A 22872-nucleotide genomic window follows, 5' to 3' on the forward strand; every position below is an offset into this window, starting at 1 on the left:
GAAAGACCCCTAATTATTCTGTTGGCGCGATATCTGTCGTCTTTTTAGGGCGATTCAAGTACAGAGAGCTATCAGCCATCGGGTGATTAGGGCTTTCTTTTAGAACCTTAATGAGCTTGTTCAGCGGAAGGTCATTAATTTCGTGGTCAAGGTTGTAGTAGCTGGTTTGCCATATATCATATTTGTCATGAATTAGTTGCGCGGCACTCTTCGAGCTTTCACCGGTGTCGTGAACTTCTTTTGGATGCGGCCAATGGAAAGAAGCCATGGATTTATCAACGATGAACATATTGTTGTTTAGAAACAAGCGAACGCCTAGATCGACATCCTCACCGCCCCAGCTGTTAAAACGTTCGTCAAACATTCCTGCTTTGATGAGCTGTTGGCGTTCGGCAGACACATGGCATGTCCAAAATAGGTCAAAGGGTGCAGGCCAGTCACAGATATTAGTGCCAAGCTCGTCGTATTGAGATTGACGAATATCATAAGCACCTTGATGGTCTAGCTCGGATAAAATGGCGTCGACATTGTTTGGGCTAATGACAGACTCCATCTTCTTGACGCCTTCTTCATCTAGGTCAAACCCATAGACGTATCCAACAATAGCAATAGGGTGCGTTGATACTTTGTGGCGGAACAAATGCTCTTCGAGTGTACCTGAAGCAAGGAGCACGCCAGTGTCTAGGTAAACAACATATTTGCCTTCAGCGATAGCTGTGCCAACATTTCGCGCTTTCCCAGCTCGAAAGCCTTTGTCTTCCTGCCAGAAATACTTAATGTTTAATCGATTTGAAAATGATTTTGCTATGATTTCGGAATCATCAGAACCGCCGTCATCTATTACAATCACTTCAAAAGATTCGGGTGAAAGTGTTTGTTCAACTAATGACGTTAATGTGTGTGAAAGTAATTTAGAACGATTATATGTTGGAATGACAATGCTTATTTCGATCATGCTTAGAACCCTACAGATTAAATGCTCAACTGGCAGTGAATGCTACGGTGGTCTCTAAGTTTGTTCAATGTCTCATTTTTTGAAATATGGTTTGCGTTAAGTGTAATTAATTATTTAAACCCTTTAAAAACAAATACTTGAACTTGTGTCTAGCTTTTTGGTCTTATTGTTGTTTTGCGACCAAAATCTCGTTATATGTGATATTCAATGTAATTGATAGTTAGAGTGCTAACCACTTGCTGTTGGTTAAACAATGAGCGAAATTACATTTATCGAGGTTGTAAATATTTAAACTGCAGCCGATATAAATATATTTTTCGTATGGAAATATATGATGTGAATGTAAATCATACATTCATGCCAAATGTGAATATATTTGTTGGTCAATATGTAAGAGGTTAGGGGGATGTGTATACCATTGATCCGATATGAGCACTTAGTAAAGTGGCACTGTATTGGAGATCTCACAATATCCGCTCCAGGATACTGCCTCAGGATCTCGCAAAATATAATGCTAACACCCTAGTGAAGCCTCCAATGCCGCTATTCATCTTCCATAATTTGCGATTTAATCCACACATCGTACTGCAATGATGAAACCAGTCTCATTGGTGATAATTCAAGTAATTCAGCACTAACGCATTTGTGACCAATGTTGCAAAAAGGTAAAACTCACCTTGTTGATGACCGGCAATTTCCTAATATCAGGCATCAAGAAAGCGCTTTCTTTATGTTTTGTAGTGACGCACAACTGTATTGGGTTTAGCTACACTCAAAAAGAGAAAGAAATGATTGGGCCTGTAAATGCGAAGTGAGACATGACGTTAGCAGGTTGAGCGTTAATAAAGACATAGGACGGTAAGATGCAAAACAAGACACGACTCGCTTCTCTGGTTTGTGGCGTACTGCTTAGTGCAGGCGTCCATGCATCCGATGTTAAGCAGGGTGGAACGCTCAATGTGCCTATTATTACGACTGGCTTTGTAGACAACTTTAACCCTTATACGTCCAAAGATGTTTTTCACGGCACTATGTTTGAGCCACTCATGGTGTTCAATAATATGACGGGAGAGACGAACTTTCGTTTAGCTGAATCCGCCACATATTCTGATGACTTAAAAGTTATCACACTAAAGCTACGCGATGGGTTGGCATGGTCTGATGGCCAATCGTTAGATGCTAGCGATGTGGTCTTTAGCTTTGTATTGACACAAAAATTCCCTGCATTTGATTTGAAAGGAATTTGGTCTGGCGGGAACCTTCAGTCGGTTGAAGCCACTGATCCTCGAACTGTGGTATTTACGTTGGCAAATCCAGACTCTACCTTTATGTGGAATCTGGAAAAATACCACATTGTGCCCGAGCATAAATGGGCAGACGTTGAAAACCTCACCACGTTCACTAATCCAAACCCTGTGGGTAGCGGCCCAATGACGACAGTGAAGTTCCTTAAGTCTCAGCAAATGGAACTTTGCCGTAACCCGCATTATTACCTTGAAGGCCGTCCTTACCTTGATTGTGTGAGTTTCCGCTCTTATAACGACAACTCCCAAATCCAACCTGCTCTTATGAAAGGTGAAGTGGACTGGGGGTCAAACTTTATCGCGGACATCGAATCTACATTCGTTGAGCGTGACAAAGAGAATAACCATTTCTGGTACCCAGCGAATGACGCTATTCACCTGTACTTAAATACTAAGAAAGCACCATTTGACGACGTGCGAGTTCGCCAGGCGTTATCAATGGCGCTTGATCGCGACCTCATTGTCGATATCGCTGCTTATGGTTATCCCACTGCCAACTTTAACGCTGGCGGTATCGGCGAGCTTTATGAAACCAACATCAATAAAGACATCACTAAGAAATTCCGTCATTTGACAGAATTTAATCCAGACCAAGCAAAAGCCTTGCTGGACGAAGCAGGCCTTAAAGATCTGGATGGTGATGGATACCGTGAAAAACCAGACGGCTCAAAGCTTTCATTCAATATTGAAGTGGTTAATGGTTGGACAGACTGGATCCAGGTGGTGCAGATGGTCACCGAGTTCTATGACGAAATTGGTATTGAGTCGGAAGTGAAAACTGTCGATTGGGCGGTATACGACAAGAATTTGAAAGAAAGCAATTATGACGTAGCGATTAACTGGTCAATGGTGGCAACCAATCCGATTATTGCTTATCAAGAGTATTTTTCTACATCTCGTGTAGGTAAGGGCTGGCACGCGGGTCACGGTGTTAATGACCCAAAAATTGATGCGTTGATTGATAGCTTTGGCAAGACTGGTTCACCGGAAGAACAAAAAGCGATTCTTGACCAGTTGCAAACGTTCACTGCCGAGCAGCTTCCGTTCATTCCGTTGTTCTCAAACCCGACTTGGTTCCAGTACAGCACCAAGAAGGTAGAGGGTTGGCCAACCAAAGAAAACCCTTATGTACAGCCTGTTTGGTATGACGGCGGGAAGCGAGTGATTATTTTGAATAATTTGCACCTTAAATAACCATACTGCCGATCCTCTTTCGATAGAAGACGAGCAAGGAGCACGACGATGCCATTCCTGTTGCGGCGGTTTATGTTTTATTTTTCCGCCTTTTTGATCGCGATTACGTTCAACTTTATGTTGCCACGTATGATGCCGGGTGATCCGGTTGAAGCCTTATTTGCGGCATCGCAAGGAAGGATGGATCCCGCTCAAATGGACGCCGTTCGTGAAATGTATGGCTTTCTCGATGGCAATATTTTCGAGCAATATCTGGCATACATTAAAAGTGTGTTCACGCTCGACCTTGGGCCATCTGTACTGATGTTTCCTGTCAATGTGTCTGATGTGATAGCCAATGCATTGCCGTGGACACTGTTTCTAGCGCTGGGCTCGTTGATTGTGTCTCTGATCATTGGCGTAAGTATCGGCACGTATGCGTCTTACCGTCGAACCGGATTGTTTGGTCAAGTTGTTCCACCTGTATTGGCGTTTATCAGTAACTTCCCATATGTCGTGACGGCTCTGTTCTTGTTCTACATTTTTGGCCTGAAGTTAGACATGTTGCCACTCGCGTATACCTACGACCCTTCATTGGATCCGGGTTTCACATTCGAGTTCATTGGTAGCGTACTTGAACATGCCATTTTACCGGTTGGCTCAATGGTGCTGGTGGGTATTGCATCTTGGGTGTTCAACATGCGTAACGCCATGATCAATGTCTTAGGCGAAGACTACGTGACCATGGCCGAAGCCAAAGGGTTGAGCAGTTATCGTGTCATGAGCCGCTATGCGGGTCGCAATGCAATCTTGCCTGTTGCTACGGCAATTGCTATGGCGATTGGTTTTTCCTTCGCCGGCTCAATCATGACGGAAGTGGTTTTCAACTATCAAGGGCTTGGTAATATTCTTTTAAAAGGCATTGTGGCGCGAGATTACCCGCTGATCCAGGCCATTCTGTTGATTTTGGTGACCGCTGTATTGTTGGCGAATTTCGTCGCTGACTTGTTGTATGTCTGGCTTGATCCACGCATTGCGAGTGAGGGTTAAGTGATGGATAAAACAGTCGACGTCGGTCAAAACCAAGCGAAAACTCCGAATAACGGCCTACAAAAGTTGAAGCGTATTTTCGGTTCTATCTATGCGTTTTTCTACGGCAATCCGCCAGCGATCATTGGAACGCTGTTGCTCTCTATGGTGTTGATTGGGGCGATATTTGCCAATGTGCTAGCCCCGTATTCACCAGAAAAACGTGTTGCGAGGCCGCACCAAGAACCCAGCGCCAAATACGTGATGGGAACAACACGCAGTGGACGTGATGTATATAGCCAAGTATTACATGGCGCACGAAAAACGCTCACCGTGTCTTTGTTTGCGGGCCTGATTGCGATGAGTATCGCTGTTGCTGTGGGCGTATCTGCGGGGTACTTCGGCGGCAAGATTGATGAGAGATTGAATTTTCTAACCAATGTGTTTTTGGTTTTTCCGCAGCTCCCCTTGCTCATTGTGCTCGCTGCCTTTTTGGGGCAGGTGGGGTCTGTGGTGATAACGATTTTACTAGGGTTGACCTCCTGGCCGTGGGGGGCGCGTGTTATCCGTGCGCAAACCATGGCGATACGCAACAAAGAATTCATCCTTGCCGCAGAGGTAATGGGTGAGTCTAAGTTCCGAATCATTATGGTCGAGATTTTGCCTAACCTTGTCTCCATTGTGTTTGGCGGCTTCTTGGGTGCTGTCATTTATGCGATGGGCTCCGAGGCAGGGTTGGGTATTTTAGGCTTGGGCGACGCAACCGAAGTGAGCTGGGGTTCCATGCTCTATTGGGCGCAGACGTCCTCGGCGCTTTACACCGGCGCGTGGTGGGAAATGATGGTGCCAGCGTTGGCACTCGCTATCACGGGTGGTGGACTAGCGTTAATCAATATGTCGATAGACCAAGTGAGCAATCCGAAGTTGAAAACGGGTCCTCATATGAAGTTGTGGCATAAATTGAAAAAAATCGCTGACAAGAAGAGGGGTTTGTAATGTCAAAATTACTTGAAATCAACAACCTCTGTGTTGACTACGTGTCGCCAAATGGCATCGCGAGAGCGGTTAACAATGTCAGCATATCGATTGCTGAAGGGGAAACTCTGGGTATTGCAGGTGAGTCAGGGTGCGGAAAAAGCACGCTCGCCTTTGCAATTTCGCGCCTACATAAAGCCCCCGCGTTGATCTCTGAAGGGGAAATCCTCTACAAAGGTCAAGACGTACTGAAAATGAACGATAAAGCACTGCGTGAGTTCCGCTGGAACGAAGTGTCTGTGGTGTTTCAAAGTGCTATGAATTCGCTCAATCCCGTTATTACCATTGGTGAGCAACTGACTGATGTGATGCTGGCCCATAAGAAAGTAACTCCAAAGCAAGCGTATGAAAAAGCGGCTGAATTGCTGCAAACCGTGGGTATTCACCCTGATCGCTTGTCAGCATTTCCGCATCAATTGAGTGGTGGGATGCGCCAACGCGTGGTTATTGCTGTTGCACTCGCGCTAGAACCGAAGCTCATCATTATGGATGAACCAACAACAGCCTTGGATGTGGTGGTTGAGCGAGAGATCTTGAATGAGCTTTACGATCTTAAAGCCAAATTTGGCTTTTCTATTCTGTTCATCAGCCATGATTTGAGTTTGATGGGCGAAATTGCTGACCGCATCGGCGTGATGTACGCAGGAAACATGATTGAACTGGGTGAAGCTAAAACCGTATTTAGTGAGCCACAGCATCCCTATACACAAGGGCTGATTTCATCGTTCCCAACCATTCATGGACCGAAAGAGCGCCTTTATGGCATTCCTGGAAATCCTGTGAATCTGCTTCAAATCCCACAAGGCTGCAATTTTCAAGCACGCTGTAGCCATTGCTTTGAACCATGTACTGAACATGAACCCGTGCTAAAAACGATTGCTCCTGAGCATCATGTTTCGTGTCATTTGGTATAGGGAGGCTTGAGAATAATGATGGATACTAACGAGCCAATTCTCTCTATCAAAAACCTAGTGATGGATTTTCGCATTGGGCATTCAAAGTCTAATTTGATGCGGGCTGTGAACGATGTGTCGTTTGACCTTAACAAAGGCGAAGCCCTCGCGATTGTGGGTGAGTCGGGGTCAGGCAAAAGTACGGGTGCGCGCATTCTCAGTCGTATTTACAAAGAAACGGGCGGCAGCATTACCTTTAAAGGTCAGTCTCTCACTGACTATGTGTCCGAGTATGGCGAATTGGAATACGCCCGACAGGTACAAATGATATTCCAAGACCCATTCAGTTCGCTGAATCCGGTACACAATATTTATCATCATATCGCACGCCCATTGCTTATCCATAAGCGTGCGAATAAGCAGAACCTTGCTGAGAAAGTGTATGCCTTGTTGGAGCTTGTGGGCTTGTCGCCAGCCGTTGAAACCGCGCAGAAATTCCCGCATGAACTCAGTGGAGGGCAGCGCCAACGTGTTGCCATTGCGCGAGCTATTGCTGTTGATCCTAAAGTGATCTTGGCAGATGAACCGATTTCCATGCTAGACGTATCAGTACGTCTTGGCATTTTAAATTTGATGGCAGATCTCAAAGAGAAACATGGGATCGCCTTCATGTATATCACACACGATATTGCAACAGCGCGCTATTTTGCCGAGAAGACCGCAGTTATGTATGTGGGTCATATGGTGGAATGGGGTGAAAGTGACAGCGTGACTCAAAACCCGCAACATCCTTACTCTAAGTTACTGTTATCTGCAGTGCCGGAAGTAGGAAAAGCAGGACGTCGCGATTTGTCGGTTAAAAAAGGTGATATTCCGCTATGGAAACCTAGCAGTGTCGGATGCCCGTTTGCTTCACGTTGCCCAATTGCAACTGAAGCGTGTACGCAATCTATTCCAGAGGCGACGGTTGTTCGTCCTGGGCATTATGTTAGGTGTCACCACCTCTAAATCGCTTTATACTAGAAATGTCCCGATGGGAGATTGGCGTCTGCATCGGGATATTATTTAACTAGAAAAGAAAGCGCTTTCTTTTTGTAGGAACCAAGAAATATGGACAAGTGTTTTAAGTTGACAACTGCGCCCGTGAAAGGGCAATTCGTGGATAGTAAGGGTGAGCGCTTCTATCGCATCGAGAATGTTGATCACATGCCTGCGTTTTTTATGAGCGTAGTGTCGGCCAATGATCATTGGTTGTTTGCATCCTCAACAGGCAGTCTGTCCGCCGGGCGTGGAAATCCAGAAAATGCGATTTTCCCGTATCGTTCGGTCGATTTAATTCATGAGAGTGCGGATAATACCGGCCCTAAAACGTTCATCCGCCTAGAAGATGACGGCGGTGACGTAGTGACATGGGAACCGTTCAATCCGCAACACGATGGAAAGTTTTCAGTTATCCGCAACCTCTATAAGAGCATCACGGGTGACAAAGTTATTTTCGAAGAAATTAACCAAAGCCTGCGCTTAACTTTTCAGTACAGCTGGGAAAGTGGTAACAGTGTTGGGTTTGTTCGTCGCAGTGAGTTAACCGACTTCTCCGGTGAAACGCGTATTGTCGAAATACTCGACGGTGTGCAAAACGTGTTGCCAAACAGCGCGCCAATGGCTGCGTTACAAACACGTAGTGCATTGGTTGATGCGTATAAATGGAATGAACGAGAGCAGGGTTCACCTTTGGCGCTCTACAGCATGTACGCCAAACTGAGTGACCGTGCAGACCCTGCAGAAGCCTTGCTGACTAATACTGTGTACAGCATTGATGACGATAAGACTGAAATTCTGCTTTCAAGCCAGCAGCTTCCTGCATTTAAACGTGGTGACCTGCTCGACGATGAAACGCTTACCCGCGGTGTGCGTGGTTCTTACTTTATTCATAAGGTAGTGACACTTCGAGGCGGCGAGTCCAACCAATGGCTATTGGTGCTGGACACCGGTAAAGATCACGCAGACATCGTGGCGCTGCGTGAGCAACTTAATGACAAAGCGGCATTGCTGGATCACGTTGAACAAGATATTGCAGCAAATAGCAAAGAACTCGTCGAGTTAATCAGTGCGGTTGATGGCTGGCAGTTCTCGGCTGATGAAGCAACCAGCAACCACCATTATGCCAACGTATTGTTCAATGCCATGCGTGGTGGTGTATTTGAGCAAGGTTATACACTGCGTAAAGAAGACGTGGTGAATACCGCCTTACAAACGAATCAATATGTTTACCAGCGTAATAAAGCGTTCTACAACTCGCTGCCTGAGCGTTTCACGCAGAGTGAACTGATCAAGCTAGCTGAACAAGCTGATGATATTCAATTGGTACGTTTGTGCTACGAATACTTGCCATTGACCTTTGGACGTCGTCACGGCGACCCAAGTCGTCCGTGGAACCATTACGACATTAAGGTGAAGGACAAAGAAGGTAACCCATTGTTGGCTTACCAAGGCAATTGGCGAGACATTTTCCAGAACTGGGAGGCGTTGGCCCTCAGCTACCCGGGTTACCTACGTTCTTTCATTGCTAAATTTGTGAGTGCCTCGACGGTTGATGGCTATAACCCTTATCGCATCACCAAAGATGGAATCGATTGGGAAGTCCTTGAGCCGGATGACCCATGGAGCAACATTGGTTATTGGGGTGATCATCAAATCATCTATTTGCAGAAGTTCCTAGAATGGTCGGAGCGCTTCGAGCCTTCACAGCTCTCTGCGAACTTAACGCGTGAAATCTATAGCTACGCCAATGTGCCGTACGTGATTGGCGATACGCGCACGTTGTTTGAAACACCCAAAGACACCGTGTCGTTTGATACTGAGCTTCAAGCGAAAACAGAAAAGCTCACCTCCATGATCGGTAGCGATGGCAAGCTGTTGTTAGACTCAGACCGTGAAGTGTATTTGGTTAACTTGTCAGAAAAGCTTTTGGTGCCGCTATTATCAAAACTGAGCAATTGGGTTGTTGATGGTGGGGTATGGCTGAATACACAGCGCCCAGAGTGGAACGATGCGAACAATGCCATTGTTGGTAATGGTTTGTCGATGGTGACGTTGTACTACATGCGTCGCTACGTTGAGTTTCTGCAGGGAGTGTTTGAGGATGCACCTGAGAAAATCCGCTTGTCTTCGGAAGTCGCAACTTGGCTAAAGGAAACCACGGATATTCTGAACACTGCGTTGCGTGATGTGAAGAAAAAAGCGGTAACACGTCAAACCAAGCACAAATTGCTTACTGAGCTGGTTGAGGCTGCAAGTCGCTATCGTCATCAGGTTTACCATCAAAATGGTTTCTCAGGTAAAGAGCATGTCGACCTATCTGAAATCTCAGCATTGCTATCAACGAGCCTAGATCTTCTGCATAGCAGTACGTTGGCCAATGTGCGTGAAGACGGTTTGTTCAACGCGTATAACGTTGTTCAATACAGCAATGAGTCCGTTGAATCATTGCCTCTGTATCCGATGCTAGAAGGCCAAGTGGCGRCATTGAGTTCTGGTGCATTAAGCAGTGCTCAGGCAGTTTCTCTGCTTGATCACTTGTTTAGCAGTGACATGTATCGCGCAGATCAGAAGTCATTCATGTTGTATCCAGATCGTGAATTGCCAGCCTTTATGAGCCGTAATTGCATTTCTTCAGGTGCCGTGAGAGAGCACGAGCTTTTGTCCGAAATGCATGCGAAAGGCGATAAGCGCATTATCAAATGTGATCAGAATGGCGGATTCCATTTCCGAGCAGATTTTGAAAATGCAGGTTCGTTGAAAGAAGCGCTTGGTGAGGTGCGTGGAGAATATGCGCACATCGTGGATGCAAAATTCGATGATGTGCTAGCGCTTTACGAAACGGTGTTCAATCACAAGGAGTTCACGGGTCGCTCTGGAACCATGTTCGGCTATGAAGGTCTTGGATGTATCTACTGGCATATGGTGTCTAAACTATTGCTTGCTGTGCAAGAGGTGTACTTCACGAGTTTCAACGACAAGCCTGACAGTGATGAAACCAAAGCATTGGCTGCGCATTATTATCGTGTACGTGAAGGCATTAGCTTCAACAAAACACCAAGCGAATATGGTGCGTTCCCTGCAGACCCATATTCGCACACGCCGAAACATGCCGGTGCTCAACAGCCAGGTATGACAGGGCAAGTGAAAGAAGAAATCATCACGCGCTTTGGTGAGTTGGGTGTGCTTGTTGAACAAGGGGCGATTCGCATTGCGCCATCACTGCTGAAGAAAAATGAGTTCAGTGTGAAGCCTGCAACATTCGATTTTGTTCGTCCCGATGGCACATTAGCAGAGGTGCTATTGAATGCGGGTGAACTTGCGTTTACCTATTGTCAGGTGCCTTTCTTGTACCGCTTGAGCGACAAGCAGCAAATGCAAATCGTTGTCAAAATGAAGTCAGGCGAAGTCATCGCATTGGATGGTACAACCCTTTCTGCGGCCATCTGCAAACACATATTTACGCGTACTGGCGACGTGGAAAGTGTGTCGGTTGATGTGCCTGAAAGCGTACTCTACGCGAGTTAAACTGCGTGATGTTTCTACAAATAAAAACAGCCGCAAATGCGGCTGTTTTTTTATATTTGTCTTGTGTGGAAATGCATTGAACAAGGGTCAACCGGAATCACTCGGTGTCCTGTTTACGACAGTGGCTTATGAGCTTGCCTGACGTAACGCATCGACGGATTCATTGTGCTCAGTGTTGATGTTATTGACTGAACCGCGCTCCATCAACGTAGGAAACAATCGCTTAGTCACATTTGTGAGCGGTTTGTTATTAAGGATGTTGAGTACGCCCTTTGCTGCTTCGCAAGCCATTTCTTCCAAAGGGAAGTTGATGGTTGAAAGACTCGGTGTCATGTATTGGCTGTAGGCGTGGTTATCAAACCCGACAATGGAGATGTCTTTGCCAACTTGGAGTCCGCGATCATGGCATACACCATAAGCGGCAAGGGCGATGCTGTCATTGAGACAGAAGATGGCAGTAATGTCATCACCTCTGTCCATCAAACGACGAATAGCCGTGTCATTGCCGTCATGATCAAAGCGACCTTCAATTACCAAGTTTTGATCATATGTGATGCCATATTTCGTCAATGCATTGCGATAACCTTGAAGGCGTTCTCGGCTATCAATTTTACTCAACTGGCCCGTAATACAACCAATGCGGCGGTGACCATTCTTGATTAAATACTCTGTGGCAATGTAGCCACCCCATTCGTTATCCATGCAGATGCATTGATCTGAAATCTCTGGAATGTAGCGGTTCATCAGCATGGTGGCGGGGGTTTTATCGACGATTTTTAAGATGTCAGCATCACTCAGCATGTCTGAGGTTAATACCAAACCGTCTATTTTTTTCGCGTTGAGAAAATGAATAGACTCTTGTTCTTCATCATATTGCTCATGACCACTAGTAATGATCAAATGGTAGTTTTGCTTTCGTACCACTTTCTCTACATGGTGCATCAAAGGGCCGAAATAGGGGCCATCGAATGTGCCGACAAGCATCCCAATGCTATGTGAACGATTGGATGCAAGCGCTTGGGCGAATGCATTGGGCTGATAACCCAGCGTTTCAATGGCTTCAAAAACCTTAACGCGGTTTTTCTCCTTGACGGATGCATGGCCATTGAGTGCTCGTGACACGGTTGACTGAGAAACGTTTGCGAGCTCAGCCACCTCTTTTATGGTGATCAAAAGTATGTTCCTTTTCGTACCTTATGCGTCTCAATTTGCTAGTGGTGTGAGACTTACCCTAAACTGCTATTCAACCGCCAAACAAAGAATTTTCACCTTCCGTGACGTTTGAAATTGAATTGTTATCTAAGGCATTGCCTCAGAAAAAGCATCCTCGCCCGTTTGAATTACCGCGTCTTTAAGCATGCAACCGATACTTTTGACATGAATGACGACTGATTTCTAGTTTGAAAGCGCTTGCACCTGACTTAAATGAGGGTGTTTACATTTTTGATACTGACGTCTTTATTAAGTGTCATCGTTAGAGGACATTCTGAGAGGAAAATAATTTATTTTTCATTTGATGTTGAGAAATTGTGAATTAGGTCAAATAATTTAAGATTCATGGGGAGTGATGAGTATGTCCGAAATGTTGCAACAGTATCCAATCATTAATGGGAAAGAGATCCATGTGAGAACATGGAACCCTGAAGGCGGGGAAACGGTGATCTGTTGGCATGGGTTGGCGCGCAATAGCATTGATTTCGTCGCAATTGGTGATGAGCTTGCCGCTAAGGGATATCGCGTTATCGCTCCGGATACTTTGGGGCGAGGGCTATCTCAATGGGCAGAGTCTCCTAAGTGTGAATACAGTTATGCCAACTACCTTGAAATGGCGACGGCGATCATGGATTTCTATCGCTGTGAGCGCGTGCACTGGGTAGGCACTAGCATGGGTGGTTTGATTGGTATGCTGCTGGCTGCAAGCGATGATGAGTGTGAGCGAATAGGATCGCTGGTTCTCAATGATATTGGCCCGGAAGTCCCCACCGATGCACTTAAGCGCATTGTTAGCTATGTGAAGGAATCCATGGTCTTTCAGCGCTATAGCGAGATTAACCAATATCTACAGACGCTCTATCAACCGTTCGGACCCCACACATCTCAAGAGTGGCAGTTAATGATTTCGGCCTCCATCAGACGCCTAGATGGGGGCGGTTATACCACACACTATGACCCTCAAATTCTTGCAGGCTACGACGCCAATGCGCCTGTTTTGAACTTGTGGCGACAATTTGCAAAGTTAGCGCAACCGACGATGCTCATGCACGGTTTACATTCGGACGTGCTCACCAAAGACATTGTTAAGCGCATGCGCGAAGTCCAACCACATATGGCCGTCAATTACTATTTGGGCTGTGGTCATGCTCCCAATCTCTTCTACCCGTCGTATCGAAAAGATGTTGTCCACTTTATCGAGAATCATTCGTTGATTGATAACAGGGTCATCGAGCCAAATAGGGACGCGAGTTAATTTCACGAAGCGACAGTTAAGGCGTTGACGCCCCTTTATGGCTTGGATGCCCAAAGGTGCAAGAGTTCTGTGGCAATGGTCGCCCCAGCTAACGCTGTGATGTCTGAATTGTCGAAGGAAGGACTGACTTCCACGACATCCATCCCCACTAGGTTGATCCCGCGCAGTGAACGCAATATACGTAGTGCTTTGTCTGACGTAATGCCGCCAATGACGGGTGTGCCAGTCCCGGGTGCGAAGGCGGGGTCTAAGCAGTCGATATCAAAAGTTAAATACACGGGCAACGTTCCGACCAACGCTTTTATATGGTTCGCGATATCGTCTGGTGTCATGTCGTTGGCAGATTCTGCACAAATCACATTGAACTCATGGTTGTCTCGGTCATAGTCGGTGCGAATACCAATTTGAACTGACGACGATGGGTCAATCAGCCCTTCTTTGGGGGCGTGATAGAACATGGTGCCGTGATCGTAACGACTGCCTTGGCTATAAGTGTCCGTGTGCGCATCAAAATGAATCAGTGCCATCTGTCCAAATTTCGCATGATGGGCGCGAAGTAGTGGCAATGTGACAAAGTGATCACCGCCCAGTGTGAGCAAAGCTTTGTCTGATGCTAAAATTTGACCCGCTGCAGACGCAGCCATTTTTACGAAGTCTTCACTGTCTCCGCAACTAAACACCAGATCACCCGCATCGACGATATTGCAGCGATCTCTTAGATCAAATGGCCAAGGGTAACGAAAGGCTTCCCACGCCAAATTTACCGATGCACGTCGTATCGCATCAGGTCCTAATCGCGCCCCTGATCGGCCAGTTGTCGCCATGTCATACGGCATACCCAGTACCACGATATCGGCTTCGGTCGCGGTAGGGTCTTTCACCATGGGAAGACGAAGAAACGAGTAGGCATTGGAATATAGCGAATCGTCTTTTCTTTCAAATACGTTTTCCATAACTACCTCATAAAATGTTTAAGCCTCGGTGAATGGGTAAACAGCGCTAGTCACTGAATCGATAGCCTTCTTTTTTCAAAGTAGCAGGATGAAAAAAATGCTTTGTCTATTTTCTGCGGCAGCGGACAAATGGGTGCAAGCTTTGAAAGGTAAAGCCCCAAAGTGTGAGACTGGCTAACTTGTTGTCTGGTGAACGGAAATCTTAACCATGATGTCTGATTTATTGGTCTATAAAGACAGCTAACTGCTGATTTATATACACATCATTTCCCTTTATAGACTAAGGACACAGTATGGCGACGACACGAAAAAAGAAAAAACCAACGGTATGTTTGGTGTTACAAGGAGGAGGGGCGTTAGGGGCTTATCACATTGGAGCTTATCAGGCGTTAACTGAGGCGGGATACACGCCTGATTGGTTCGCTGGCATTTCAATTGGCGCGTTGAATGCGGCGATCCTCGCTGGGAATACGCCAGAAAAACGACTAGGACAACTTGAAGCATTTTGGGAGCGGATTTCTCGACCAGGGACGGATATCGATATCCCTCCTTTTTTTGCGCAAGCATTTAATAGTGCAAGTGCGCAACAAGCGCTGATGTTTGGTCAGCCTGATTTCTTTACCCCCCGCCCAGTAAACCCATGGTTGGCGCCAGCGGGCGAAGGGGCAACAAGCTTTTATGATACAACGCCGCTGTTTTCGACATTAAGTGATCTCGCTGATTTTGACATGATCAGTAAAGGCGCAGCGCGGTTAACTGTTGGAGCCACACGAGTTACTGACGGCGAACTGGTCTTTTTTGATAGTAAGACAGATACGATTGAGCCCGCACACGCTGTGGCAAGCGGTTCTTTGCCACCAGGCTTTCCAGCAACGAAGATCGGTGAAGACCATTACTGGGACGGTGGTGTGGTGTCGAACACGCCGCTAAACGGCATTTTGGATCTTGCTGATGACGAAGAATTGTTGATCTTCATGGTGGATTTGTGGAATGCCAACGGTGAGCTACCACAAACCATGAGCGAAGTGCTTTGGCGAGAAAAGGAAATTCAGTATGCCAGCCGATCATGTGAGCATATTGAAGCCTTGGTGGCTAAACGTAATCTTGACCAAATTCTGGCAACATCGCCTGAGATCATTGCCAGCCAACAAGTGCCCGACAAAACATCGCTTAGTGGAGGCAAGAAGATTGATATTGTGCATATCACGTTTGACCCGCTTCAGGGCCATATCCCGCTCAGTGATGCAGAGTTCTCTCGTCGTTCGATCCGTTTGCGTCGTGAAAGTGGCTACGCTGACATGAAACAAGCTATTGAAGAATCGCCCTGGACACAAGACAACGAAGGATTGCCTGCGCATTTTTACCGTCGTCATCGTGATGGAAGTTGGTTGGAGAAAACGCCACAAACCAAGCTACAAACCAAGCCACAGAACAAGTCACAAGTTAAAGCGTTAGATGAAGCCTCTTAATGAGTGAACTGATCAGTCTGTTGGCAGCCAAAAAATAGGCTGGTGAATAACGCAAAAAGCCCCAATCATGGGGCTTTTCACTTTCTCTCACAGGGCAGTGGTATATCGCGGGGATCAATCGCGATGATGTGGAGAATCTTTGCTATATCGCCTTTGACAGCTTAAAGCGTCCTACAGAGCGTTGGAATTGACTAACAAGACCATTCACTTCACGCGCCGAACCTTGCACATCGGCAGCGGATTGGTGATTGTTATTGGCCATGTCGGCAATATCTTGAATACGGTGTGCGAGTTCTTGGTTCGCTTGTGATTGCTCGTGGAGAGATCGAGAGACCTCTTCAATAATATTGATGAGATCTTGTGATTTCTGGTGCATTTCACGGACGGTTTGTTCCGCCGAATGGGTTTGTGACATGTTGTCACTCACTACAAGTACACTATCTTCGATGTGGCTGACCGTGGTTTCGATACCGGATCGTAATTCTTGAATGGTTGACGCAATCTGCTTGGTCGAATCAGATGTTCGTACAGCGAGGTTTCGTACTTCATCAGCAACCACCGCGAAGCCGCGGCCTTGGTCGCCTGCACGCGCGGCTTCAATGGCGGCGTTTAGCGCAAGTAAATTGGTTTGCTCTGCCACGTCATTGATGACACTGATGATGCCTTCAATTTCTTTGGAGTGTTGATCAAGCTCAGAAACAGCCGTGCTTGAGCGCTGGGATTTTTCTGACATTTGATCCATGTTGGCAATAGTACGCTGCATGCTGGTGGCGCCTGCTTGCGCTTGTATGCCACTCTCATTGGACAGTGATTTCATCGTGTCAGCATCATGGGAAATGGTGTTGATACTGGCTGCAAATTCTTCAACCAAGGCGGCAATACTGCCCGTGTCTTCTGATTGACGTGTAGACGCGCCAACAATGTGGTCAGATAGGTTCTCTAATTTGGATACTTCGTTGTTCAGATGATTTGCCCCAGATGCAATGCTGGTTAACGTCTCTTCAAAGGCGCTCATTAAGTTATTAAATGCGCGACCAAGATCTGCAATTTCATTCTTACCTTGAGGGCGGAAACGTACAGTGAGGTCGAGATTTCGTTCAGCATCTTGTAGCAAGCTTTGTAGGCGACTCATTGGTGTAGTGATGCTTTTTGTAATGGTGATTGAAATCGCCATCAAGACTAAGGCTATCGCGCCTACGAGAAGTAGTAGTCGTTGTACGTCCTGGTAGAACACCGCATCGACATCATCCACATATAGTCCAGTATTTAGTACCCAACCCCAAGGAGAGAAAGGCAGTGAGTAAGCCACTTTTGGGTAAGGTGTGTCGTCTTGGCCTGTTTTCTTCCAATGGTAAGTGACGAAGCCGCCGCCATTCGCTGCCATTCGAACTTGGTCACGAATGATATATACGCCATTGGTGTCTTTTAAATCCACCAGATTCTTACCGATCAGGTTCGCCGCGATAGGGTGGTGGACCATGTCTGAGTTCATGTTGTAAATCATGAAGTAGCCATTTTCACCATAACGCATGGCATCGAGCGCATTGATGGACTGTTGTTTGGCTTGCTCCATCGAGATGTCGCCATTTTGCGCTTGTTGATAATAACGTTGTACCAAACTTTGTGCGGTTTGGACTAACACTTGGATTTGGTTCTTGCGTTCATCCATCATGTTGTCCTTTTTCAGAACAAGAGAGATGGTGGTGACTGAAACCAAAGACAGCACAGCAATGGCAATGATGAGCGATAACCGTTGCCTAATCGACAGGGCATTCATAATCGTCGTCCTTAAGTGATAGTTAACTCACTAAATAAAATAGAAATTATCTGTATTGAATGTAGCACTCACGCATCGTCTTGCAGGGGATTCATCGGAGTGTTTGAGTAGGAGTTTGTAGCAATGAGCAGACGAATAAATGTTTGAATTAATGGACACTCAGGTACCTAAAGGGCTTCAGGCTGATAAGGTCATCATTGATTTGTCTGGTGAATTTTTTATTGCAAATTATGTCATTTAAGAAATGTGAACTAAGGCGGTTTGATAAGTCACTTTTGTTGGTGTGGTGTTGAAGAGTATCGATGAAATGTAGCGTTTAGAAATCGGCTTGGTAACCAAGTTAGGTGGCTGAAAGTATAATCCCATAAAAAGTGGGTGCTTATCATGTTTGGCGCTACCCGTCCTTGACCGATTGGTTTAGACTACCGCCCTCTTTACCCATGTGAACCGAGGTAATCATCAATGTCTCTACCAAATTGCCCACAGTGCAACTCTGAATACACTTACGAAGATGGCGCACTATATGTATGCCCTGAGTGTGGTCATGAGTGGTCACAAGATGCATCTGCTGATGCTGACGACGTTAAAATCATCAAAGATTCTAACGGTAACGTCCTGCAAGATGGTGACACAGTCACAGTCATCAAAGACCTGAAAGTGAAAGGTTCTTCACTTGTGGTTAAAGTGGGTACTAAAGTTAAAAACATCCGTCTGGTAGACGGTGACCACGACATCGATTGTAAAATCGACGGTGTTGGCGCAATGAAGCTGAAATCTGAGTTCGTGAAAAAAGTGTAATCAACACTTAAATTAACTGATAAAGCCGCGCCTTGAAGTGAATTCAAGGCGCGGCTTTTTTGTACCTGCGTGTTTGCACTGAGAGATGTTTTGCCAGTGTTCATTGACCTCTGATTCACATTAGCGACTTGCCTTTTTTAGCGCTGCTGAATATCGTCAAGAGTGAACGATTCTTATCGAGACTCGTACTGAAATGTAAATCACACTCGCTGGAGGCATTGTGGCCGCGTACGATAATGGAAAAGACGGTAAGAAAATCCCGAGCAATAGACTTAGCCGTGTTGGCATGTTTGGTTCGGTTGTCACCAAAGTCGCCACTAACATGGCTACTGAAGGTGCCAAGCAACTCTTATCGGGAAAACGCCCTTCAGCAAAAGATCTTCTGCTCACGCCTAAGAACATCGGCAGCATTACTGATCAACTCGCGCAACTTCGCGGGGCAGCCATGAAAGTCGGCCAACTGCTGAGTATGGACGCTGGAGATGCGCTACCCAAAGAGCTTACGGATATACTTGCCAAGCTAAGATCTGACGCCGCTCCAATGCCTGCAAAACAGTTGGCTTCTGTGTTGGAAACTGAGTGGGGAAAAACCTGGCAACAGCACTTTATTTCATTCAAGTTTAAACCTATTGCCGCTGCGTCTATCGGACAAGTCCATTTTGCTTACGGTGATGATGCTTCTGAGTTGGCGATTAAAGTGCAATATCCCGGTATCAAAAAAAGCATCAGTAGTGATGTAGACAATGTTGTCACTCTGCTACGTTTGACTGGCTTAGTACCAAAAGAAGTTGATTACAAAAGCTTGCTAGATGAAGCAAAAAAGCAGCTTCATGATGAAGCCAATTATGAGCTTGAAGCGGAAATGGCTGATGCGTTTTATCAGCTACTCAACGATGACAATCGGTTCATCGTGCCCAGAGTTTTCAAATCACTCACTACTTCCTCAATTTTGACCATGAGCTTTGAGCAAGGAGATCCGATCGAGAACTTGCAAGATTTACCACAAGTGGCTCGTAACCATTTGGTGAGGAACCTGTTTGAGCTTCTGTTCAAAGAAGCTTTCCAATTTAAATTGGTCCAGACAGACCCCAATTTTGCCAATTATTTGTATCAACAAGAGAGCGGGAAAATCGTGTTGCTCGATTTTGGCGCAACAAGACGGTATAGCGATCATATCAGCGAGGGCTATCAAAAGCTGCTGACCAGCGCCCTGAACAACGACAAAGACGGTGTATCAGAGTCAATGGCCCAAATTGGATTTTTCAGTGACCATATCTTCCCAGAACAAAAAGCCGCGGTGGTGAACATGGTGATGACCGCGTGTGAGCCAATCCAATATGACGGCGACTACGATTTTGGCAGTACTGATCTCGGTAGTCGAATTCATGCAGCAGGGATGGCATTGAGTATGGAGCAAGGTTACTGGCACACCCCGCCAGCTGATGCCTTGTTTCTACACAGAAAAATTGGCGGTTTGTTTTTGCTTGCAGCGCGACTTAACGCCAAGGTGAATTTGCGAGAAGCCTTTGAACCGTTTAAATGGAAAGCAACGTCAACGTGCAAGCGTGCAGGTTAGGTGCGAAAGCAACCAAGGACTTAAAATTACAGGCTTAGGGTCAAACTTTTGGTCACCCTCTTTTGAAAAAGAGGGTGGGGAGGAGTAAAAGCGAAGTAACGTTTATCCAAGTTAATACCAAGGACAGCCCGTATGCCAAGCCGCATTTACAAACACCTCGAAACCCTTTGGGATTTTCACCAACTTGGTCACGCCCCACAGCCTTCTGATTGCATCTTCATTCTTTGCAGTAACGACGTGCGCGTCGCTGAATATGCTGCTGCGCTATATCGACAAGGTTTTGCCCCTTATGTGATGATATCCGGTGGTTTTGGACGATTCACACAAGGTCAATTTGTAAAAACCGAAGCGGAGACCTTTGCCGATGTCCTTCTCGATGAAGGCGTGCCAGAGTCTGCAATTCTTTTGGAAACCAAGGCCACCAACACGGGTGAAAATGTCACCTTTGGTTATCAAATCATGCGAGAGAAAGGGCTCGATTTCAAAAAGCTACTTTTGGTGCAAAAGCCATTCATGGAGCGCCGCGCATATGCCACGTTCATCAAACAATGGCCGGGTGAGTGGGAGTCAGTGTTGGTGACATCGCCACCGATTTCACTAGTGGAATACCCAACCGAAGACATCCCGTTTGATATGGTGGCAGAGGCCACGGTATCTGATTTCGAGCGGGTACGTGATTACCCAACGCAAGGCTTTCAGATCGAACAAAGCATTCCTGCTCATGTTACCGCGGCATATGACGAAATCAAAAAGCAGGGGTTATGGTGAATGCTGCGGGGAATACTCTGTGGTATCCACATAAACATACACTATGAACTCTATCGAATATGAGAAAATTTGCGAGCAGGCGAATGTTCAATCTGCAAGCTTCTTAAGGGACACGTTGTTGGCCCTTAAGAAAGTGGGAGCGAAAGAAGCAGGCTTAATCGAAGTCATCCTTCGTTCTGTACCTATTCCTTTTCCAGAGAAGCACAGTCACAAATCAGAGCGCTTTTATATATTAGGTCTGACTGAGTTTGAAGTGGAGAAAATCATCGATATATTATTTGAACTTGAGGCATCATCTGTTCAAATTGATGGTGTTGCTACCACAGAAACTTATGAGTATGTTAATTTGGTTAACACTTGGAGTGAAATGACTGGAGAAATATAATTATTTGGGAAAGGTGTGGTTTGACTTCTTCAATATGAACTTGGGTAAGTATTACACCCGCTGGCTTTTGGGTATATAACGATAAGTTGATATTTGATTTCCCCATTTATATGTTTGGGTTGTCATGAAAAATTATCAAGGAAAGTTAGAAATATTTAAACAAGAGTATGTTAATTATTTGCAGGCCGATTTTGTATCGGAGGCGGAGGATACGGATGAAAATGTTCGAATAAAATCGGGAGTGCTCAATTTACTGAAGGTCGTTAAAAAACATGAGGGCTATGAAAGCTACAAATCGTTCAAGGATTCAGTGGTCAACTATTTGTGTTAAATTTCAGGTTGTTATGAAGACTTAGCCATTCTCGAAGATCATTGCCCTGAGGTGTTATCGCCAGATGATATTGAATATATTATTCAACATTCCGCTTTATCAAGGTGGTTTTAATATTAAATAAAGTCTTAATCGTGTTGGCTTCGTCTCTTTCCAGAATGTCATGTGAATGCAACGGACATAGATTTGCTAGCTCAGTAATCGAAAAGTGATAATTGGTCATTCTCAACGCCAGAATTGTTTGAGAACCAGCTTCGTGATTTAATTGTTTATCGCTTGGTTACCGTTGTAGAGTATGAAGCTATAACAAATGAAGAATTTGATTCAACCTTTGAACTTTATGAGTGGCTAAATGAGGTTTGGGATAAGGTTATTGGTAAGCCGATTTGACAGACATAACAATTACAAACCATTTGAGCTAACTTCACGGCACTTCAACAGTAGGATGCGATTATATACACGAAGTGTATTTTTAGTTATTGCTGGATGAGGTGAACAGGGAGAGAATAAACTTGCGTGTCGCACGGTACGAAAATGGGTATTAATGGTTACGGATGGTTTGTTTTAAAGAAATAAGCTGTTGAGAAGTGTTTTTCGTTGAAGTAAATATATCAGCATCGCAGAAGGAGGCAGAGTGAGTGCTATTAATGATACTAGTATAAATGAAGTAAAAGTTATGTTAGGGGACGCGAACGATCCTGTTGCAAATAAAATAAGCTGGAATCCCGTAAAGCGCGGCGGCGCTAACTTTCAAATCCATAAAATGGTTGAAAGAGGTCTAAAGATTGTTGTTAGACGTACCTTTAGAGCACTAGTGTTTTATTCTTCATTCATGATTCCCGGCTTAGGATTGCTCTTGTACATCAGTCCTATTATGTATCAGCAAGGTGCGGATGCCGCAGGTACAATATCGCTAGTGATTGGTATAACATTTACTGTATCTAGCTTTTTTATGTGGGCGAGGAACCAAGGGATGACCTTTGATAAAGCATCAGGCACTTATTTCAAAGGTAAACGCTATGATTCATTGATAAAAGACAAACCAACTAGCCAAGGAAATCTGAGCGATATTTATGCGTTGCAGATAATAAGCGAGAGCGTACGCTCTGATAATGGCTCTTTCCGAAGTTATGAGCTGAATTTAGTCTTTCGTGATGGAAAACGTGCGAATGTCATGGAGCACAGTAAAAGCTCAGCTCTCGATAAGTCTGCTAAAAAATTAGCAGGTTACCTCAACGTGCCTGTTTGGAAGGCAAAATACTAGGACATGTTGATCTTTGTTGTATCGAGAAAGATCTGAATATCGTGCCTCGTTCAATACATTTGTTGGGGTGTGGTTTTTGGCGAAACACATTGCATAAAAGAGTACGGTGTACGTCCTTCTCATTGTTTA

At 45.5% G+C, this 22872-nt stretch carries 17 protein-coding genes; 13 read left to right on the forward strand and 4 right to left on the reverse strand.

Translation table 11 applies throughout. From position 1 onward, the window contains the following. Positions 1 to 13: 13 nt before the first annotated feature. Positions 14 to 955, reverse strand: a complete 942-nt coding sequence (locus tag L4D06_RS04995; RefSeq protein ID WP_429738026.1) for a glycosyltransferase — start codon at positions 953 to 955, stop codon at positions 14 to 16. 863 nt (positions 956 to 1818) lie between these two features. Between L4D06_RS04995 and L4D06_RS05000 the strand changes: the two genes are divergently transcribed. The 6 genes from L4D06_RS05000 (at position 1819) to L4D06_RS05025 (ending at position 10955) form a co-directional block, all read left to right on the forward strand. Beyond that, positions 1819 to 3453, forward strand: a complete 1635-nt coding sequence (locus tag L4D06_RS05000; RefSeq protein WP_429738027.1) for an ABC transporter substrate-binding protein — start codon at positions 1819 to 1821, stop codon at positions 3451 to 3453. A 48-nt stretch (positions 3454 to 3501) separates the two neighbouring features. After that, positions 3502 to 4482, forward strand: a complete 981-nt coding sequence (locus tag L4D06_RS05005) for an ABC transporter permease (RefSeq protein ID WP_429738028.1) — start codon at positions 3502 to 3504, stop codon at positions 4480 to 4482. Between the two features lie 3 nt (positions 4483 to 4485). Continuing rightward, positions 4486 to 5457: an ABC transporter permease gene (locus L4D06_RS05010; protein ID WP_429738029.1), complete on the forward strand. Its 972-nt coding sequence runs from the start codon at positions 4486 to 4488 to the stop codon at positions 5455 to 5457. After that, entirely contained in the window at positions 5457 to 6410 is a 954-nt protein-coding gene (locus L4D06_RS05015) for an ABC transporter ATP-binding protein (protein WP_274164176.1), read from the forward strand. Before L4D06_RS05010 ends, L4D06_RS05015 begins: the two co-directional genes overlap by 1 nt. A gap of 18 nt (positions 6411 to 6428) precedes the next feature. Then, complete coding sequence (locus L4D06_RS05020) at positions 6429 to 7397, forward strand: ABC transporter ATP-binding protein (protein WP_429738267.1); 969 nt, start codon at positions 6429 to 6431, stop codon at positions 7395 to 7397. A 102-nt stretch (positions 7398 to 7499) separates the two neighbouring features. Further along, complete coding sequence (locus L4D06_RS05025) at positions 7500 to 10955, forward strand: hypothetical protein (RefSeq protein WP_429738030.1); 3456 nt, start codon at positions 7500 to 7502, stop codon at positions 10953 to 10955. 126 nt (positions 10956 to 11081) lie between these two features. Here the strand turns inward: L4D06_RS05025 and L4D06_RS05030 are convergent, their stop codons facing one another. Next, the gene (locus tag L4D06_RS05030; RefSeq protein WP_429738031.1) at positions 11082 to 12128 is read right to left on the reverse strand and encodes a LacI family DNA-binding transcriptional regulator; all 1047 of its coding nucleotides are present in this window, start codon (positions 12126 to 12128) and stop codon (positions 11082 to 11084) included. Between the two features lie 400 nt (positions 12129 to 12528). On the opposite strand from L4D06_RS05030, the gene L4D06_RS05035 reads away from it, so the two are divergent. Then, a complete protein-coding gene (locus L4D06_RS05035; protein ID WP_274164173.1) occupies positions 12529 to 13422 on the forward strand; it encodes an alpha/beta fold hydrolase in 894 nt (297 codons plus the stop codon). 35 nt (positions 13423 to 13457) lie between these two features. On the opposite strand, the gene speB is transcribed toward L4D06_RS05035, so the two are convergent. Beyond that, positions 13458 to 14375, reverse strand: coding sequence for an agmatinase (gene speB, locus L4D06_RS05040; protein ID WP_274164172.1), 918 nt, complete (start codon positions 14373 to 14375; stop codon positions 13458 to 13460). Positions 14376 to 14668: 293 nt separating this feature from the next. Here speB and L4D06_RS05045 point away from each other — a divergent pair, with 293 nt between their 5' ends. Then, entirely contained in the window at positions 14669 to 15844 is a 1176-nt protein-coding gene (locus L4D06_RS05045) for a patatin-like phospholipase family protein (protein ID WP_429738032.1), read from the forward strand. 142 nt (positions 15845 to 15986) lie between these two features. Here the strand turns inward: L4D06_RS05045 and L4D06_RS05050 are convergent, their stop codons facing one another. Then, positions 15987 to 17621 (reverse strand): methyl-accepting chemotaxis protein, encoded by a 1635-nt coding sequence (locus tag L4D06_RS05050; protein WP_274164170.1) that lies wholly within the window; start codon positions 17619 to 17621, stop codon positions 15987 to 15989. Positions 17622 to 18083: 462 nt separating this feature from the next. Here L4D06_RS05050 and L4D06_RS05055 point away from each other — a divergent pair, with 462 nt between their 5' ends. The 5 genes from L4D06_RS05055 to L4D06_RS05075 all read left to right on the forward strand — a co-directional run bounded on the left by L4D06_RS05055 (position 18084) and on the right by L4D06_RS05075 (position 22743). Continuing rightward, positions 18084 to 18419: a zinc ribbon domain-containing protein YjdM gene (locus L4D06_RS05055; protein ID WP_017014763.1), complete on the forward strand. Its 336-nt coding sequence runs from the start codon at positions 18084 to 18086 to the stop codon at positions 18417 to 18419. Positions 18420 to 18639: 220 nt separating this feature from the next. After that, positions 18640 to 19995, forward strand: coding sequence for an ABC1 kinase family protein (locus tag L4D06_RS05060; RefSeq protein ID WP_429738033.1), 1356 nt, complete (start codon positions 18640 to 18642; stop codon positions 19993 to 19995). A gap of 132 nt (positions 19996 to 20127) precedes the next feature. Then, complete coding sequence (locus tag L4D06_RS05065) at positions 20128 to 20763, forward strand: YdcF family protein (protein WP_274164168.1); 636 nt, start codon at positions 20128 to 20130, stop codon at positions 20761 to 20763. 43 nt (positions 20764 to 20806) lie between these two features. Continuing rightward, the gene (locus L4D06_RS05070; protein ID WP_429738034.1) at positions 20807 to 21148 is read left to right on the forward strand and encodes a hypothetical protein; all 342 of its coding nucleotides are present in this window, start codon (positions 20807 to 20809) and stop codon (positions 21146 to 21148) included. Between the two features lie 965 nt (positions 21149 to 22113). Then, complete coding sequence (locus L4D06_RS05075) at positions 22114 to 22743, forward strand: hypothetical protein (protein WP_429738035.1); 630 nt, start codon at positions 22114 to 22116, stop codon at positions 22741 to 22743. Positions 22744 to 22872: the final 129 nt, after the last annotated feature.

Origin of the sequence: Enterovibrio makurazakiensis, from assembly GCF_050336585.1 — a bacterium.
Taxonomy (GTDB): domain Bacteria; phylum Pseudomonadota; class Gammaproteobacteria; order Enterobacterales; family Vibrionaceae; genus Enterovibrio; species Enterovibrio gelatinilyticus.

Excerpts from the sequence above, each read along its gene's own strand:
- L4D06_RS05055 (WP_017014763.1), top strand. The coding sequence starts at position 18,084 with ATGTCTCTACCAAATTGCCCACAGTGCAACTCTGAATACACTTACGAA.
- L4D06_RS05065 (WP_274164168.1), top strand. The coding sequence starts at position 20,128 with ATGCCAAGCCGCATTTACAAACACCTCGAAACCCTTTGGGATTTTCAC.
- L4D06_RS05015 (WP_274164176.1), top strand. The coding sequence starts at position 5,457 with ATGTCAAAATTACTTGAAATCAACAACCTCTGTGTTGACTACGTGTCG.
- L4D06_RS05000 (WP_429738027.1), top strand. The coding sequence starts at position 1,819 with ATGCAAAACAAGACACGACTCGCTTCTCTGGTTTGTGGCGTACTGCTT.
- L4D06_RS05070 (WP_429738034.1), top strand. The coding sequence starts at position 20,807 with ATGAACTCTATCGAATATGAGAAAATTTGCGAGCAGGCGAATGTTCAA.
- L4D06_RS05005 (WP_429738028.1), top strand. The coding sequence starts at position 3,502 with ATGCCATTCCTGTTGCGGCGGTTTATGTTTTATTTTTCCGCCTTTTTG.
- L4D06_RS05010 (WP_429738029.1), top strand. The coding sequence starts at position 4,486 with ATGGATAAAACAGTCGACGTCGGTCAAAACCAAGCGAAAACTCCGAAT.
- L4D06_RS05035 (WP_274164173.1), top strand. The coding sequence starts at position 12,529 with ATGTCCGAAATGTTGCAACAGTATCCAATCATTAATGGGAAAGAGATC.
- L4D06_RS05045 (WP_429738032.1), top strand. The coding sequence starts at position 14,669 with ATGGCGACGACACGAAAAAAGAAAAAACCAACGGTATGTTTGGTGTTA.
- L4D06_RS04995 (WP_429738026.1), bottom strand. The coding sequence starts at position 955 with ATGATCGAAATAAGCATTGTCATTCCAACATATAATCGTTCTAAATTA.
- L4D06_RS05020 (WP_429738267.1), top strand. The coding sequence starts at position 6,429 with ATGGATACTAACGAGCCAATTCTCTCTATCAAAAACCTAGTGATGGAT.
- L4D06_RS05050 (WP_274164170.1), bottom strand. The coding sequence starts at position 17,621 with ATGAATGCCCTGTCGATTAGGCAACGGTTATCGCTCATCATTGCCATT.
- speB (WP_274164172.1), bottom strand. The coding sequence starts at position 14,375 with ATGGAAAACGTATTTGAAAGAAAAGACGATTCGCTATATTCCAATGCC.